Raw genomic sequence first — 14,568 nt, forward strand, 5'->3', positions numbered from 1 at the left:
CTCAACACCATTTCCGTCAGCGCTTGGGGGTTATAGGACCACTCAAAATAAGAGTCAACGACAATAACAATAAAAATGACACTTTCTTGACAAGCAATTGCCGTCAAGCAACGCCACACTTCCATAGTGCCTTAAAGCCGGGACTTTACATCGAATTAGGGCATGTCATTGATATGCAATATTCGCTTTTCTCGACCAAGTTTTGCCGCATTTATTGTCCACACCCAATTAAAACGGAGCTATTGTGTAGCTGGGGTTAGGTCACAAACTTCTCTAGCTTGTATTTTGCTTCGCTACCATGCCATAAATTGCAGCGCACCGTATGATGAATGCGCGCATGAATAAGCAGGTAGCTGTTATAATAAGGTCGAACATTGAACGCCGTTAAGCGCAAACAAGAAAAAGCACTTCTAAAGTCAGCCGGTTTTCGTGACGGTGCCGCTTTGAGCCTGCGCGCGCTTCGCAACAATATACCTGAAAGCCGAGAGGTATCTCTTACATGGCTTAGCGGGACCATTTTAACCGGTTTAACCGGCGCACTTTTAATGGCAGCGGTATTGTATGTGTCCTTTGACGGCAAACAAAACTTTTCAACACCATATGAAAGCCTGCAAGTTGAAACTGCTTCTTTAATCCCAACCCCTGAAGTCATGCAAAAGACCGATCGCGTGCGCCCTGTTGCAGCTACGCGTTCGGAAAAGGAAATCATTGAAGCCTCCATACGAGAAAATGCTGATGGTGTTTCAAAAATTCGACGCCAACCGTTTGAACGGATAAAGGCAACACTCGCCACAACCGCGACGGCGCTTTCGCAGGACATTCCAGCTTACGATCCTGTCGCTCTCCTTCGCCGCAATCAACCCATCGCCCTGCCCGACGATACTAGAACGATCAACACCGACATTTATGGCGCCGAAGTCGAAGGCGAAGTCACCGTTGTTCAAGCATCGCTAACCCTAGACCAAGCTCCAGTGCCCCAAATCACGGACGCAATTGCATCAGACTATGTACGCGCCACGGTTGAGGGTGCCTATACTGGTTTTGACGGCACTGCATTAGCATATGCCTCAGCCCAAATTGACAATATCAATCCCTTGTCGGTTGTGCGTGATGGTTTCACTTCCGTTGCGCAAAATGTTTCGATTGTGCCGCGCACTAATATTGAAGGGGTGAATTCTGTTTTTCGAACTGAACGGTTACTAACCGTGCGTAAAACATCAGCGTTCGGTGACGTCTTGTCCAAAAACGGTTTTACGCAAGCCATGGTTGATAGCGTCGGTGGCGCCATTAAAAATGTTTACCCCTCGGCTGCCCTAAATCAAGGGATGAAGCTGCGCATTCTATTTGGAAACGAACTCGGCTCTGAAATCCAAATCCCATTTCGGATGAGCGTATATACCAAAGCCGAACAGCATGTTGTAACCGTCGCCCGCACTGACCGGGGGCAATATGTGTTGGGACTGGCACCGCCCACGATCAATTTCCCGGAAGAAGATACAGAGGAAATTGACGTTGCTAACTTGCCCTCCCTATATCGTTCCATCTTCGAGACGGGCAGAAAACATGATTTGCCGGACACAATGATTGAGCGGATCGTTGCAATGTTTGCCTATGATCTTGATCTGACCAAAAGGATCAACGCAGGCGACAATGTTGAATTGCTGATGTCCGAGCCAGATGAAGAAGGTCGCAAGGAGCTGCTTTATGTCGGCCTAAACCTAGCAAATGCCACCCGGCAAATGTATCGTCATCAATCCGATGAAGGGCTTGTCGATTTTTACGACGAGAACGGACAGACGGGTAAAAAATTCTTGATGCGCCGCCCCCTAAAGGGCGGTGGCAAACTGCGGTCCAACTATGGTTATCGCGTGCATCCAATTTTTAAAACCTATAAATTGCACACCGGCGTTGATCTTTCCGCACGAACAGGAACGCCCATTTATGCAGGTGGCAATGGCGTTGTAAAACGTGCCCAATGGGTTTCGGGCTATGGACGTTTTGTTTCCCTTAGCCATGCGAACGGATATGAAACCGCTTACGCCCATATGACCCGGATTGCCGATGGTATGCGACCCGGCGTAAGAGTTCGGCAAGGCCAAATCATCGGCTATGTCGGCTCAACTGGCTATTCGACCGGCCCGCACCTCCATTACGAGATCAAGATCAACGGCCGCACGGTTGACCCGCTCGGCGTAAGACTGCCCCGAGACAAGGCGCTGCCCAACAAATATCGTGGCAAATTTGAGCAAACAATTGCCCAAATCCAAGAATTGATGGCCCGCGAGTCAACACCGATAAATGTCGCTGAGCGCTAGACGTTAAACAGACAACTATGAAGCAATATAGTCGCGCATGGCTGCGGCTTCGCGTTCAGCTTGTTCGATTTTGCGTTTGACCAAATCACCAATTGACACGAGGCCAACCAATTTTCCAGCATCAACAACAGGCATATGTCGAATGCGTTTTTGGCTCATCACACTCATCAATTGATCAACCGTTGCCTCAAGGTCGCTGGTGAACGGGTCAGGTGTCATGCAATTGCCAATCAAGCCCTCAAGCGCTGATGGACCTGATTCGCGCAATCGCCGCACAATATCGCGTTCAGACAAAATCCCGCAAACCTCGCCAACATCGCCCGTGACAACAACAACACCAACATTGTGTTCGCCCAACATATCGACGGCTTTGTTGACTTTGTCGGATCGGGTAACAGTCAAAACGTTACTGCCCTTCTCGTGAAGAATATCGCTAACTTTCATCTGCATTTCTCCTTTCGAAAAGTTAAGTCTGCGCCAATAATCGGGATTGGGCAAGTGATTGCCACTAGGCGAAAAGTTGTACTTCTGCCTTAAACATCCTTGTCACCGTCAAAATAGCTCAGGCTGTTTTGATGCCGTCCATTGTAGGTGAACCAACTTGAGCCATGCCTGCGCGGCTTACCACGGCCACTCATCACGGCGAATTTTCCGGTATCGGGATATTCACACACATCAATGTCGGCCTTTGAAGAAATCGCGATGTAAACAAGAGGCTCTTGCCCGGTGTTCCAAAGTTGATGCGCATATTCGGGGCCGCCAATCGGCGCGCCCAAAACATCGCCGGCCTTTACGTGATGCTTTGTTTCGCCAAACCGATACTCCCCCGCACCCGAAAGCACGATGAACATCTCGTCTTCTCCATGATGCACATGAAACGGACAGGCGGTTTTTCCCGGCGGCACCACCGTATAAGCCGCACCAATTTTGGTGAGGCCCAACGCATCCGCTATGCCAGCATCATCAGACTCATAGGATTTTCCATGCGAAAACTTTTCGGTTTTTAGGTCCGCCAGTCGCACAAAAGCTTTTGATTCTTTATTCATTATTCGCCCCAAACTGCCATTTCATTGCCGCTTGGCTCCTTAAAATGAAACCTTCGTCCACCGGGAAAGTCAAAAATGGGCCGCACGATCTCGCCGCCCCCTGCTTCGATTTGTATAAGAGCCGCTTCCAAATCATCCGCCTTGAGCACCACGAGCGGTTTGTCCACCGCGCCTTTTGTGCCGTCCATGCCGCCATCAAGCCCGGCATTATCGAACGAAAAATACTCTGGCCCATAGTCGGTGAATTTCCACCCCAATGCCTTAGCAAAAAAATGCTTGCTGGCGGTCAGGTCAGAGCCAGGCAATTCCACATAATCAATTTTCAATATTGATGGCACTTTCAACTCCCTCATCCATTTTTATCGGCGTTTGGAACGCATACCTTTGAATTTCTCAACCAGTTCATTTTCGACCAACGCCAAATACTTTTCGCTCTCAACCCCATAAATCGCCACCCGGCCCTCACCATCATGATGAACACCCCAGCCATAGCTTTTGACCAATGGCGATGCGCGAAGACAAGGCTGACCTTTGGCGAAGTAAAGCTGCTTCGCCGCGTCGCGCTCGGCGCCAACCAAACCTTTGCGATCCGCAAATATGCCGAACAATAATTCATCGCTATTCATGGCATAGGGCGCATTGACCAAGCGCTCATATTGCATGAAGGCGACCGTCCCTTCTCGCGTCGGCGCGCTCCCTGCAGCCACAGCGCAATCCGGGGATATTTCAATGAAAGCATCAATATAGTTGGTTGTATGATTGGCCATCGCGTCCTCATGTTCTGTTTTTGTTCTAAAACTGATTCCAGCATGAGTCAACATCCAACACCAACAACGCAACATGGCACGGCCATTTGCGGGAAGAATATTGCGGATGCACGAGGCGCATATTGGCTCGTTTTTTGTAGTAAATAAATGAGACAATAAACGCCTCGCGCGGCCAAGATTTTGCGCATCCGATCAAATGCCCCGGGGTGCTTTACCCTTTTATCCCCTTGCTCGGCACTCCATCAAATCCGTTTGGGCTTTGCCCTATTGATGATCAAATGATGTGAAATAACATCACATCATGCAAAGGCGGAAAACGAAACCCACCAAGCGACTTAAAAGCTACCTTCGGCGTCAGGCTGGACAAATGATCTTAGCGATATGAATTGCGTACCAACCCATATCTCAACCACTTCCTTTAGCGATAAGGATTGGGCGCTTCATAAAAACCGCACCCACCCTTCATCACCGCCTCAATTGTTCGTCAACAACCCACAAGGCCTCAAAGAAGATGCGATGATCTTAGGCATAAAAAAGGTGGGCGGGGATTAGTTTTGGTGGTTTTGTGAATTCTTGTTTATTTAAAGTTCGATGTCGAATGTGCTTAGTTTTCTGCCATCTACGAACAAGCTACGCATATCTGCCTCGATCCTTGCCCCTGTCAAAATGATTGAGATCGTGTGGTCATATTGGGTGACAATGCAACATGTATTTCTCTGCCAATATCTCACCAAGTGTGATAGAAAAGTGGAGAATTACCAATGGAAACATTACACGCGAAGGTCGCGGCAGATTCGCTCCTTAAGTCTGCATCGACTGAAGATGAGTTTTATAATCAAAACAGCTGCGAGTGGCTCCAATTCATTAGAACGCTCGCAAAAAGAGGCCGATCACCAGAGGCACAATGCAATGGGGTTCGGCCCCTATCTTACGAAAAAAATGAATCGTAATAATCAATGGCCCAATTTGCGAACAATACAGCTGAAAATTCTGCTCTAATGGATGTGATCGCATGCGAAACTGATATGTTTTTGCGTCAAGATTTTGATGGTTGGGCAGCATGTTGGGTCCAAGATGATCGTGTACGTGAGGTCTGCATTTCTTCTTCCTTCGGTGCGACTGTTCTCGAAGGATGGGACAAGCTCAGTGACTATATGCGAAACGTTATGGAGAGTGGAGCCGTCTGTAACATCTCTCAGACTGAGCGCTTCAATATCAACATCACGATTAGTGGTGACATCGCTCATGTCGTCTTTGATGAAAATTCAAAGAACTCATGTGGACAGACTGAAAGAACGTTTGAAACTAGGGTGCTAGAGCGATCGGACGGAAAGTGGCGCATTCTATACGCCTCTTTTGTTCTTCGCGGGCATCAACAAATAGATTCAAGCAGGCTCGCTGTAAATGCAAATGGTGAAGTGCTTTGTGCCCCAGATGAGGCTCTTGCTCAACTTAAGAGCCACCCTGGCCTCCAGATATCAAATAACAAATTGCGTGCAACCAAGCCTGCATGGGACAAAATTCTGCAGGCCGGTCTGAAGTGTGCAGCCGAGCAGCACGGCTATTTTCAGCATTATAGATATATGGCCGAAAATGGGCGAAACTTCCGGCTTCCGCTCGTTCTGGGCGAGACTGACGAAGGAAGCGTATCGGTTTGCATACTCTTTGTCAGAGACGGCTTAACGTTCGTGGAAACTCAAAATGACGGCGATATTGATGCGCGCTTGAGCGTTGCCAAGTTTGTTTTTGGACTCTCGGAGGGCCAGATGTTGTTAGCTCAACGAATAGTATTAGGTGACAACTTGACGACTGCATCAGAGATCCTCGGCATTAGCGTTAATACCGCCAGAACACACCTGTCGCGGGTCTACATAAAAACTGGTGTCAATTCTCAAACGGCCTTAGTGCGGACCCTACTCAGTGTCGGATAAGGTTGTGACGACAAAACGTTTTTAGCGGATATCAGTCACGGTGTGGAGAATCGGCAGGATTGATTAGCAGTGAAACTACGGTGGACTTAAGGGTATGTTTGGTTTTTTCCTGAGACCATCCGCACTCGCCTACCAATAACACCCAAACTTGGACTCCGATAAGTGTCCACATAAATTCACTAGCGTCCTCGACATCCCAATTCGATGCCAATGCGCCATCCTTCTGCAGTGAAGTCGTGAGGTCTTTCAACCAAACCTTCAATTCATCCATCCGATTTTCCCATGCCGTTCTGGCATCTGCATCGGTCGACTTGAGGCGTATTAGATCATTGGCCACGGGAAGAATTTTGGGCACAAAGTCCAACCAAGAAGAAACAGCCGTATCTAATCGTTGAATTGGATCAGCAATCTGCAGACATTCATTTAGTCTTTGTCGAATTTCAAATCTCTCATCTGCACGCCGGACCAGAGCAATCAATAACCCACCCCGGTTGCCGAAGTGAAGATAGATGGCTTGTCTGCTCACGCCTACAGAGTTTGCAATTTGGGATATCGACGCATCTGCCCCCCGCTCGGACACTAGATCCCAAGCCGCATCCAAGATTTGATCTTTTGTTTGGTTACCAGATTTACGCTTACTTGACATGTGTAAAGTTCCTAGTTACTTGACGTGTGTAAAGTAACCGAGGTGCGGACGCTGTCAATCAACAACTGATCGGTGGTCCATCAAATATGCGTGGCCGGTAGCATGTCACGAGAAGATACGGAGAACATCATGCAATCAATTGCGAGTTTTGATTTAGAAGTTGAACGAACGCCTACCGAGGTGTTTGATTTTATTTCAAACATGGAGAATTTTGGCGAATGGTTCCCTGGTGTCGTCTCCATCGTTTCAAAAGACCAAATGGCACATCAAAAAGTCGGAAAAGTGTATTTTGAATCAGTCCAAGAGCCTTTTAAAGGGAAGGTAACAATACCAATTACAGTCGTTGCCTGTCAGCCAAACGAAATGTTTCAGACGCAAGGTGAGTATCCGCCACTTTGGCCTCAAATGACGGTCGAACTGACGAAGATTGATAAGGGTTGCACAAGAATAAGTTGGGCAATGGAAAGCCGAAATGACAACATTTTCTTCAGGTTTACTTTGCTGCTAATCGTCAAGAGGATTATGCGCAAGAGAGCTCAGATTGCGAAAATTGAACTCCAAGCCATTTTCGATAAAAGCGCAACGTGAATTCTCGCGTTTACTCGCGTGCGAACAAATAGACGATAAGCCAAACCAACATGTGCCCAACCCCACAATGGAATTGAGCACATGCTGATCGTTGAGTTGAAAAAGCACCTTCAATGAAAATGCTTGTTTTGGAAGATTATTGAGCAGCTTCCTTTTGAGAAGCAACAGGGTCAATCACCAAACCCGTTTCACTTGCGCTCACATTGACGGTTTGCCCATCCAAGATTTCGCCGGCCAAAATCATTTCAGCCAATTCGTCTTGCAACGCGCGTTGAATGGCGCGTTTTAGCGGTCTTGCGCCATAGGCAGAATCATAGCCTTCATTGGCCAACCATTGACGCGCTTCATCGTCGATATTCAGTACGATTTCGCGATCAACCAACAATTTGTGCAAATTGCCAAGTTGAATATCAACAATCGCGCCCATATCGGCCCGCGCCAACCGATGGAACAGCAATATTTCGTCGATACGGTTTAAGAACTCAGGACGAAAACTCATCCGAACCGTATCAAGCACCTTGCCGCGCACCATTTCAACCGATTCGCCTTCTTTTTGCTCAACCAAATATTCAGAGCCCAAATTAGACGTCATGATGATCAGCGTATTGCGGAAATCAACCGTGCGGCCTTGCCCGTCTGTTAAACGTCCATCGTCCAACACTTGAAGCAAGACATTAAACACGTCCGGATGGGCTTTTTCGATCTCGTCGAACAGGATCACTTGATAGGGACGACGGCGCACCGCTTCGGTCAGCACCCCACCCTCGTCATATCCGACATAGCCCGGAGGCGCGCCGATCAGGCGAGCAACGGAGTGCTTTTCCATAAATTCGGACATGTCCAACCGAACCATCGCAGTGTCATCGTCGAACAGGAACTGGGCCAATGCTTTGGTCAATTCTGTCTTGCCGACACCGGTTGGTCCCAAAAAGATAAACGAACCCATGGGCCGGTTTGGATCTTGCAGACCCGCGCGAGAACGACGTACAGCTTTTGATACTGCCGCGACAGCTTCACTTTGCCCAACAACACGTTTGGCCAATTCTTCTTCCATGCGCAACAGCTTGCCGCGCTCGCCTTCAAGCATTTTATCAACAGGCACACCAGTCCAACGCGAAACGATTTGCGCGATATGGGCGGGTGAAACCACCTCTTCAACCATGCCTGCGGTTTCAGCTGGGCTGCCTTCGGCCTCGGCCTCGGCTATTTTGCGGGTTAATTCGGGAATAAGGCCATAGGCAAGCTCTCCGGCTTTGGCCAAATCGCCTTGCCGTTGGGCGTTTTCCAAATCGGTTCGTGCTTGATCGAGCTGTTCTTTCAGCTTTTGCCCAGCCCCAAGCCGGTCTTTTTCCGCAACCCAGCGTTGGTTGAGGGCATCTGCCTCTTCTTCCAAATCGCTCAGTTCAGATTTAAGCTTTAAAAGCCGAGATTTTGACGCATCGTCCGTTTCCTTTTTAAGCGCTTCGCGTTCAATTTTAAGCTGGATGATCCGACGGTCTAACTCGTCAAGTTTTTCTGGCTTGCTGTCGACTTGCATCCGCAACCGTGCAGATGCCTCGTCCATCAAATCGATCGCTTTGTCTGGTAAAAACCGATCTGTGATGTAGCGATTAGAAAGGGTCGCCGCAGAAACTAGCGCGCTATCGGAAATGCGCACCCCATGGTGCAACTCATATTTTTCCTTAAGCCCACGCAAAATCGAAACCGTGTCTTCAACCGTTGGTTCGCTCACAAAAACCGGCTGGAACCGACGCGCCAAGGCAGCGTCTTTTTCCACGTGTTTTTGATATTCGTCCAAAGTTGTGGCGCCAACGCAGTGCAATTCACCCCGCGCAAGGGCAGGTTTAAGCAGATTGGAAGCGTCCATCGCACCATCTGATTTACCCGCACCCACAAGCGTGTGCATTTCATCGATGAACAAAATAATGCTGCCTTCGGCGGCTTGAACTTCGTTCAAAACAGCCTTCAATCGCTCTTCAAACTCGCCTCGATATTTTGCGCCTGCAATCAATGCACCCATATCAAGCGCCAAAAGGGACTTACCTTTAATCGATTCGGGCACATCGCCATTGATAATGCGCAGCGCTAGGCCTTCCGCGATGGCGGTTTTACCCACACCAGGCTCACCGATCAGCACCGGATTGTTTTTCGTCCGACGCGACAAAACCTGCATGGTGCGACGAATTTCTTCATCTCGGCCAATCACAGGGTCAAGTTTACCTTCACGCGCAACCTCTGTGAGGTCCCGTGCATATTTTTTCAGCGCATCATATGATTCTTCGGCGCTCTGCGAATCGGCAGTGCGGCCTTTGCGCAATTCATTGATCGCCTCGTTCAAACCATTTGCGGTTACGCCAGCGGCGGCAAGTAGTTTGCCCGCATCGCTATCTTTTTCAATAACCAGCGCCAGCAACAAGCGTTCCACGGTGACATAACTGTCCCCGGCCTTTTCACCCGCTTTTTCAGCAGTTTCAAAGGTTCGCGCCATTTCACGGCTTAAATAAAGTTGTCCACCGCCACCGGATACGCTGGCGATCTTTTTCAATCCAGCTTCAACGCTGGCACGCAATGTTTTGGAATTACCACCCGCACGGTCAACCAAACCGGTTGCCATGCCTTGATCATCGTCCATCAGGACTTTTAACAAATGAATGGGTGAAAATTGCTGATGCCCTGCTGATAGGGCGCCACTTTGTGCGGATTGAACAAAACCACGCGCACGTTCTGTATATTTTTCTATATTCACGGTTCAACTCTCCATTTTCGGCCCGCTCAAACTGCCCATAGCGGCACAGTATTTCACGTCTCGAAGCGTTGGTGTTTAGTGTCCAAACCAAAATTGATTTGGCCACAAATTCGTTTTCAATCAGGTGCCCACATTGGGCGCACCCTTCGATTGTAGATATAGGGATGGTTTGAGTAGATAAAAGAGCTTCAGATAGAAATTTTAAAGAAAATGAATAAGCCCGCCAATAAAGGCCATTGCGAGCCCAAGTCGCAATATCCATATACCGACCCATTGTTGAACGTAGCCCTTTTCGCCAGCCTTAACCGCTTCCCAATTCCCCAACACCGGCACTTTTGACGCTCCATCACGAAACCCGCCGCCAATCACATGGGTGATCCCGCCAGCCAACGTCACGATCCAGCCGATCATAAACATCGAAAAGGCCTGCGCTTCGAAAAACCCGAAAAATGATGCAAAAATCGACATGGCAATACCCATTTCTGACAAGTGAATTCAAAACCAATATGAAGCGAAAATCATGTCTTGTCTATCAACGCGGTTGGCATGAATGATCATATGCGTTAAATTTCCGCCAGAACGCGAATGGCTAGGATTATCGATGGTGAGCAATCAGAATAAACCCAAACACGTCGCCATTCTGGCCTATGACCAATTATGTACGTTTGAGTTTGGACTTTCAGTCGAAATTTTCGCCACACCAAGGCCGCAAATCAATAACTGGTACAGCTGCAAAACCGTAGGGGTCGAACCCGGCCCTTTGCGCGCAGCCGGCGGGTTGGTGGTGCAGTGCGACACACAAGTTGAAGAATTGGCGCGTGCGGACTTGATCATCATTCCCGGTTGGCCAATCGATAAACAGCCAAGCGCCGACCTAAAACAACAAATACTGTGTGCCAACCAACGCGGGGCGCAATTTATGGCGATCTGTTCTGGGGTTTTTTTATTGGAAAATATCGGTTTGCTGGATGGCAAAACCATAACCACCCATTGGCGCTACATCGATGAGTTAAAAGCTCGGGCACCCTGCGCGGCGGTAAAAGACAATGTACTTTATTGCATAGACGATCAAATTCTAAGTTCGGCAGGATCTGCGGCTGGAATTGACTTGGCTTTACACCTCATTCGCACCGATTTTGGCACCTCTGCCACAAATTTGGTGGCGCAAAGATTGGTGCTTCCGGCCCACCGCGAAGGTGGGCAAGCCCAATTTGTGCCTCGTCCCGTTTCCCCACCCAAACGTGGTGCGCTAAACCAGCTGCTTGATGAAGTGCGCACAAAGCTCGATGAGCATTGGAGTGTGACGTCACTAGCGAACAAAGCATCGATGTCAGAGCGCACATTAATCCGCAAATTTCAAAACACCGTCGGTCAAAGTCCCGCGCAATGGATCGTCAATGAACGCATTTATTTGGCCAGAGAATTGTTGGAAAATGCCCATTGCAGCATCGATCAAATCGCCTTGCGCACGGGGTTTAAAACACCAGAAACGTTGCGACATCATTTTCGAAAAAAACTAAAAGTCAGCCCCAGTGATTACCGCAAACAATTTGGCGCGACCCACTCGATCCAATAAAAAAGGCCGATTTAAAACCGGCCTTTTTAATATCAATATGTACTCTAGCTAGCCTATTCAGCCGCTTCGGTTGCTGTGCTGTCGTCGCCACCAGTTTTGGCTGGCGCGTCGTCGTTGGACGCTGCAGCTTTGGGTGCTTCCGCTTCTGCCAAATTAATGGAAGGCTGCGGTGCTTCTGACAATTCAGCATTTTCAACAGGCTTGCGACGAGGACGACGTGTCCGGGGCGCACGCCGTGGACGGGGCGCACTTTCTTCATCGCTACTTGCTGCCTGCTTGCTATCAGCCTGAGCAACAACAATCGGTTCAGCACTGTTGTCCGCAGCGGGTTCAACTTTAACCTCATCAGTGCGTTCGCCTGATGCATCATTGTTGTTTTGCTGCTGTTCAGCGCGTTCTCTTTGACGCTCATCTTGCTGGCGCACTTGGGCTTGGGCCTGGGCTTGAGCAGCCGAAATTATGCGGAAATAATGCTCTGCATGCTGGAAATAGTTTTCCGCCATTACAGAATCACCGGACGCTTGCGCGTCACGGGCGAGTTGCACATATTTTTCCGCAATCGTTGCTGGGTTGCCGCGAACCTTCACGTCAGGGCCGTTACTTTCGTAACTGCGCGACAAAGGATTTACGTTCTTACGACCGCCGCCACCGCCGCCGCCATTACCACGACCGCGTGAGCGGTTATTTTTTTGTCCTGGTCTCATAGGTTGCTCTTGCGATGACTACAATCATTGTTCTTGTTTAAATTCTTTGGATAACCACAATTCACAAAAAAGTGCGATCACAGTCCAAATTTGGCTCAAGCGCTTCCATTAAGAAGTCCGCCCGTTGTCAATTCTATTGTGGATGCTGCTATATGCCTGCTGTCCGGCGTGTGCGCGATCCATCGATCAAAAATGATGCTCGCGATCAGGTGAACCAGCACCTGAAAACTTAACACGCAAGTGGAACCTATATGCTTCGCAAAAAATTGCCAAGAAAAAAATTTTTACTAAATTTCATTGCCGAAATGATGCCGTTATCGCTGCGCTAAAATCGCCCGATCAAGCCCGCTTAGATCGGAGAGTTTTGCAATTTCATCAAATCCATTGGCGGCTAAAATTTGGGACACAGCTTCTGCTTGTTTATAACCGATTTCAAAAACCAACCATCCCTCATCCGCCAAAAACGTCCCCGCATTCTCAATGATTGCGTGGTAAGCAGCGAGCCCACCTTCTTCGGCAAACAGGGCTAAATGGGGATCAAACCCAAGCGCTTCCACGTTCATATCGTGGCGTTCATCTTGGCTGATGTAGGGTGGATTTGAAATGATCAGGTCAAAACTTTGAGCCGCAACCGGCTCGAACCAGCTGCCTTGCAAAAACGCCAACCGGTCCTCTACCCCATGCCGCTTTGCATTTTGGCGCGCGCATTCAAGCGCTGAGGCTGAAAGGTCGGTCGCCACCCCTGTCGCTTCGGGGAATTCCAGCAATATGGAAATCGCTATGGCCCCAGAACCAGTCCCCAAATCCAAAAAATGACCATCCGCTTCAAATCGCTCAAGCGCGACATCCACAATGAGTTCAGTATCTGGACGCGGCACAAGTGTGTCTTGATTGAGCGCGAAATTATGGCCGTAAAATTCTTTTTCACCCAAAATTCGGGCGACGGGTTCTTGCGTTAACCGCCGTTCGCACATCTCATTAAAACGAGACAAAACATCACTGGGAATTGGGTCTGGGCCAGAGCTGATCAGTTGCGCCGCATCCAAGCCTGACGCCGCTAACATCAAATAGCGCGCATCAAGCCCAGCGGTAACAAGCCCCGCAGCTTCAAATTTCTTGCGCCAAAACAATTGTCGCTGAGCAAAACTTGCCATCACTTAGACAGTTTCGTCCAATGCTGCCAATTGAGCTGCCTGATTTTCGGTAATCAACGTGTCAAAGACCTCGTCCAGTCCCTCACCCGCGATCAGTTTATCCAGCTTATAAAGCGTTAAATTGATGCGGTGATCCGTCAAACGACCTTGGGGGAAATTGTATGTGCGAATACGTTCAGACCGGTCACCCGAACCAACCTGATCCCGACGGGCATCTGCACGTTCGCTATCGCGTTTTTCGCGCTGCTCTTCATATAGACGCGCCCGCAAAACCTTCATGGCGTTTGCCCGGTTTTGGTGCTGCGATTTTTCTGAGGAAAGAACCACAATGCCTGACGGAATATGGGTAATCCGCACCGCACTATCCGTGGTGTTCACGTGCTGCCCACCCGCACCAGACGCGCGCATGGTGTCGATACGAATGTCTTCGGTCCGCACTTCAATGTCGATATCTTCAACTTCGGGCAAAACCGCTACGGTTGCAGCTGAAGTATGAATACGGCCACTTGATTCGGTATCTGGCACCCGTTGGACGCGGTGAACACCGGATTCAAATTTCATCCGCGCATAAACGCCATTGCCTTTAATCGAAGCGACAATTTCTTTGTACCCGCCCATATCACCATCGGCTTGTTCCATGATGGTCATTTTCCATCCGGCCAATTCGGCGTGACGTTGATACATGCGAAACAGATCGCCAGCAAAAAGCGCGGCTTCATCTCCACCCGTACCAGCGCGCACTTCAAGGATCGCGCTTTTATCGTCAGCATCATCTTTGGGGAGCAACAGCACACGAATTTCTTGGCTTAGAGCCTCAACCTTTTCCTTGAGCTCGTCCCGTTCCATTTCGGCGAGCTCGGCCAATTCTTTATCACCAGAGGCGATGATTTCTTCGGCCCCATCAAGGTCAGACTGGGTTTGGTTATACTCACGCGTTTTTTCCACAACGAGCTGTAACTCAGAGTGTTCTTTAGACAAACGCACTATAGTTTCCGGATCTGGCCCAGATGCCATCTGATCTTCAATCGCCTGATAGCGATCAACCAATGCATCCAACTTTTCGGTTGGTAATTTTGCCATAAGTCAGGCACCTTT

15 protein-coding genes are annotated in these 14,568 nt (G+C 49.0%); 5 read left to right on the forward strand and 10 right to left on the reverse strand.

Annotation, left to right across the window (positions count from 1 at the left end):
• Positions 1-374 precede the first annotated feature (374 nt).
• Entirely contained in the window at positions 375-2,315 is a 1,941-nt protein-coding gene (locus ACSHWX_RS15640) for a M23 family metallopeptidase (protein WP_435669168.1), read from the forward strand.
• A 15-nt stretch (positions 2,316-2,330) separates the two neighbouring features.
• Here the strand turns inward: ACSHWX_RS15640 and ACSHWX_RS15645 are convergent, their stop codons facing one another.
• The 4 genes from ACSHWX_RS15645 to ACSHWX_RS15660 form a co-directional block, all read right to left on the reverse strand.
• Positions 2,331-2,759, reverse strand: a complete 429-nt coding sequence (locus ACSHWX_RS15645; RefSeq protein WP_435669169.1) for a CBS domain-containing protein — start codon at positions 2,757-2,759, stop codon at positions 2,331-2,333.
• 89 nt (positions 2,760-2,848) lie between these two features.
• Positions 2,849-3,361 carry a cupin domain-containing protein gene (locus tag ACSHWX_RS15650; RefSeq protein ID WP_435669170.1) on the reverse strand — a complete coding sequence of 171 codons (513 nt, stop codon included), beginning with the start codon at positions 3,359-3,361 and terminating at the stop codon, positions 2,849-2,851.
• Positions 3,361-3,699 carry a VOC family protein gene (locus ACSHWX_RS15655; protein WP_435669171.1) on the reverse strand — a complete coding sequence of 113 codons (339 nt, stop codon included), beginning with the start codon at positions 3,697-3,699 and terminating at the stop codon, positions 3,361-3,363. Before ACSHWX_RS15655 ends, ACSHWX_RS15650 begins: the two co-directional genes overlap by 1 nt.
• 21 nt (positions 3,700-3,720) lie before the next feature.
• A complete protein-coding gene (locus ACSHWX_RS15660; protein WP_435669172.1) occupies positions 3,721-4,128 on the reverse strand; it encodes a DUF6157 family protein in 408 nt (135 codons plus the stop codon).
• Between the two features lie 381 nt (positions 4,129-4,509).
• On the opposite strand from ACSHWX_RS15660, the gene ACSHWX_RS15665 reads away from it, so the two are divergent.
• Together ACSHWX_RS15665 and ACSHWX_RS15670 are read left to right on the forward strand one after the other, a co-directional pair.
• Complete coding sequence (locus tag ACSHWX_RS15665) at positions 4,510-4,680, forward strand: hypothetical protein (protein ID WP_435669173.1); 171 nt, start codon at positions 4,510-4,512, stop codon at positions 4,678-4,680.
• 404 nt (positions 4,681-5,084) lie between these two features.
• Positions 5,085-6,059 (forward strand): nuclear transport factor 2 family protein, encoded by a 975-nt coding sequence (locus ACSHWX_RS15670; protein WP_435669174.1) that lies wholly within the window; start codon positions 5,085-5,087, stop codon positions 6,057-6,059.
• A gap of 31 nt (positions 6,060-6,090) precedes the next feature.
• Here the strand turns inward: ACSHWX_RS15670 and ACSHWX_RS15675 are convergent, their stop codons facing one another.
• Positions 6,091-6,705: a TetR/AcrR family transcriptional regulator gene (locus ACSHWX_RS15675; RefSeq protein ID WP_435669175.1), complete on the reverse strand. Its 615-nt coding sequence runs from the start codon at positions 6,703-6,705 to the stop codon at positions 6,091-6,093.
• 129 nt (positions 6,706-6,834) lie between these two features.
• Between ACSHWX_RS15675 and ACSHWX_RS15680 the strand changes: the two genes are divergently transcribed.
• Positions 6,835-7,293, forward strand: coding sequence for an SRPBCC family protein (locus ACSHWX_RS15680; RefSeq protein WP_435669176.1), 459 nt, complete (start codon positions 6,835-6,837; stop codon positions 7,291-7,293).
• Positions 7,294-7,429: 136 nt separating this feature from the next.
• Here ACSHWX_RS15680 and clpB read toward each other — a convergent pair whose 3' ends face one another.
• Together clpB and ACSHWX_RS15690 are read right to left on the reverse strand one after the other, a co-directional pair.
• A complete protein-coding gene (gene clpB, locus ACSHWX_RS15685; protein ID WP_435669177.1) occupies positions 7,430-10,039 on the reverse strand; it encodes an ATP-dependent chaperone ClpB in 2,610 nt (869 codons plus the stop codon).
• A gap of 201 nt (positions 10,040-10,240) precedes the next feature.
• On the reverse strand, positions 10,241-10,507 hold the full coding sequence (locus ACSHWX_RS15690) for a hypothetical protein (RefSeq protein ID WP_435669178.1): 267 nt from the start codon (positions 10,505-10,507) through the stop codon (positions 10,241-10,243).
• A 136-nt stretch (positions 10,508-10,643) separates the two neighbouring features.
• Here ACSHWX_RS15690 and ACSHWX_RS15695 point away from each other — a divergent pair, with 136 nt between their 5' ends.
• Entirely contained in the window at positions 10,644-11,615 is a 972-nt protein-coding gene (locus ACSHWX_RS15695) for a helix-turn-helix domain-containing protein (RefSeq protein WP_435669179.1), read from the forward strand.
• 53 nt (positions 11,616-11,668) lie between these two features.
• On the opposite strand, the gene ACSHWX_RS15700 is transcribed toward ACSHWX_RS15695, so the two are convergent.
• The 3 genes from ACSHWX_RS15700 to prfA form a co-directional block, all read right to left on the reverse strand.
• Entirely contained in the window at positions 11,669-12,319 is a 651-nt protein-coding gene (locus tag ACSHWX_RS15700; protein WP_435669180.1) for a DUF4167 domain-containing protein, read from the reverse strand.
• A 314-nt stretch (positions 12,320-12,633) separates the two neighbouring features.
• Complete coding sequence (gene prmC, locus ACSHWX_RS15705) at positions 12,634-13,473, reverse strand: peptide chain release factor N(5)-glutamine methyltransferase (protein ID WP_435669201.1); 840 nt, start codon at positions 13,471-13,473, stop codon at positions 12,634-12,636.
• 3 nt (positions 13,474-13,476) lie between these two features.
• Positions 13,477-14,553 carry a peptide chain release factor 1 gene (gene prfA, locus ACSHWX_RS15710; protein ID WP_435669181.1) on the reverse strand — a complete coding sequence of 359 codons (1,077 nt, stop codon included), beginning with the start codon at positions 14,551-14,553 and terminating at the stop codon, positions 13,477-13,479.
• Positions 14,554-14,568: the final 15 nt, after the last annotated feature.

The organism is Maritalea sp. (assembly GCF_051251695.1).
Lineage (GTDB): Bacteria > Pseudomonadota > Alphaproteobacteria > Rhizobiales > Devosiaceae > Maritalea.

What these genes read in the sequence shown, in the direction of transcription:
- ACSHWX_RS15645 (WP_435669169.1), bottom strand. Translation starts at nt 2,759, where the DNA reads ATGAAAGTTAGCGATATTCTTCACGAGAAGGGCAGTAACGTTTTGACT.
- ACSHWX_RS15650 (WP_435669170.1), bottom strand. Translation starts at nt 3,361, where the DNA reads ATGAATAAAGAATCAAAAGCTTTTGTGCGACTGGCGGACCTAAAAACC.
- ACSHWX_RS15660 (WP_435669172.1), bottom strand. Translation starts at nt 4,128, where the DNA reads ATGGCCAATCATACAACCAACTATATTGATGCTTTCATTGAAATATCC.
- ACSHWX_RS15665 (WP_435669173.1), top strand. Translation starts at nt 4,510, where the DNA reads ATGAATTGCGTACCAACCCATATCTCAACCACTTCCTTTAGCGATAAG.
- ACSHWX_RS15670 (WP_435669174.1), top strand. Translation starts at nt 5,085, where the DNA reads ATGGCCCAATTTGCGAACAATACAGCTGAAAATTCTGCTCTAATGGAT.
- ACSHWX_RS15675 (WP_435669175.1), bottom strand. Translation starts at nt 6,705, where the DNA reads ATGTCAAGTAAGCGTAAATCTGGTAACCAAACAAAAGATCAAATCTTG.
- ACSHWX_RS15680 (WP_435669176.1), top strand. Translation starts at nt 6,835, where the DNA reads ATGCAATCAATTGCGAGTTTTGATTTAGAAGTTGAACGAACGCCTACC.
- ACSHWX_RS15690 (WP_435669178.1), bottom strand. Translation starts at nt 10,507, where the DNA reads ATGTCGATTTTTGCATCATTTTTCGGGTTTTTCGAAGCGCAGGCCTTT.
- ACSHWX_RS15700 (WP_435669180.1), bottom strand. Translation starts at nt 12,319, where the DNA reads ATGAGACCAGGACAAAAAAATAACCGCTCACGCGGTCGTGGTAATGGC.
- prmC (WP_435669201.1), bottom strand. Translation starts at nt 13,473, where the DNA reads ATGGCAAGTTTTGCTCAGCGACAATTGTTTTGGCGCAAGAAATTTGAA.
- prfA (WP_435669181.1), bottom strand. Translation starts at nt 14,553, where the DNA reads ATGGCAAAATTACCAACCGAAAAGTTGGATGCATTGGTTGATCGCTAT.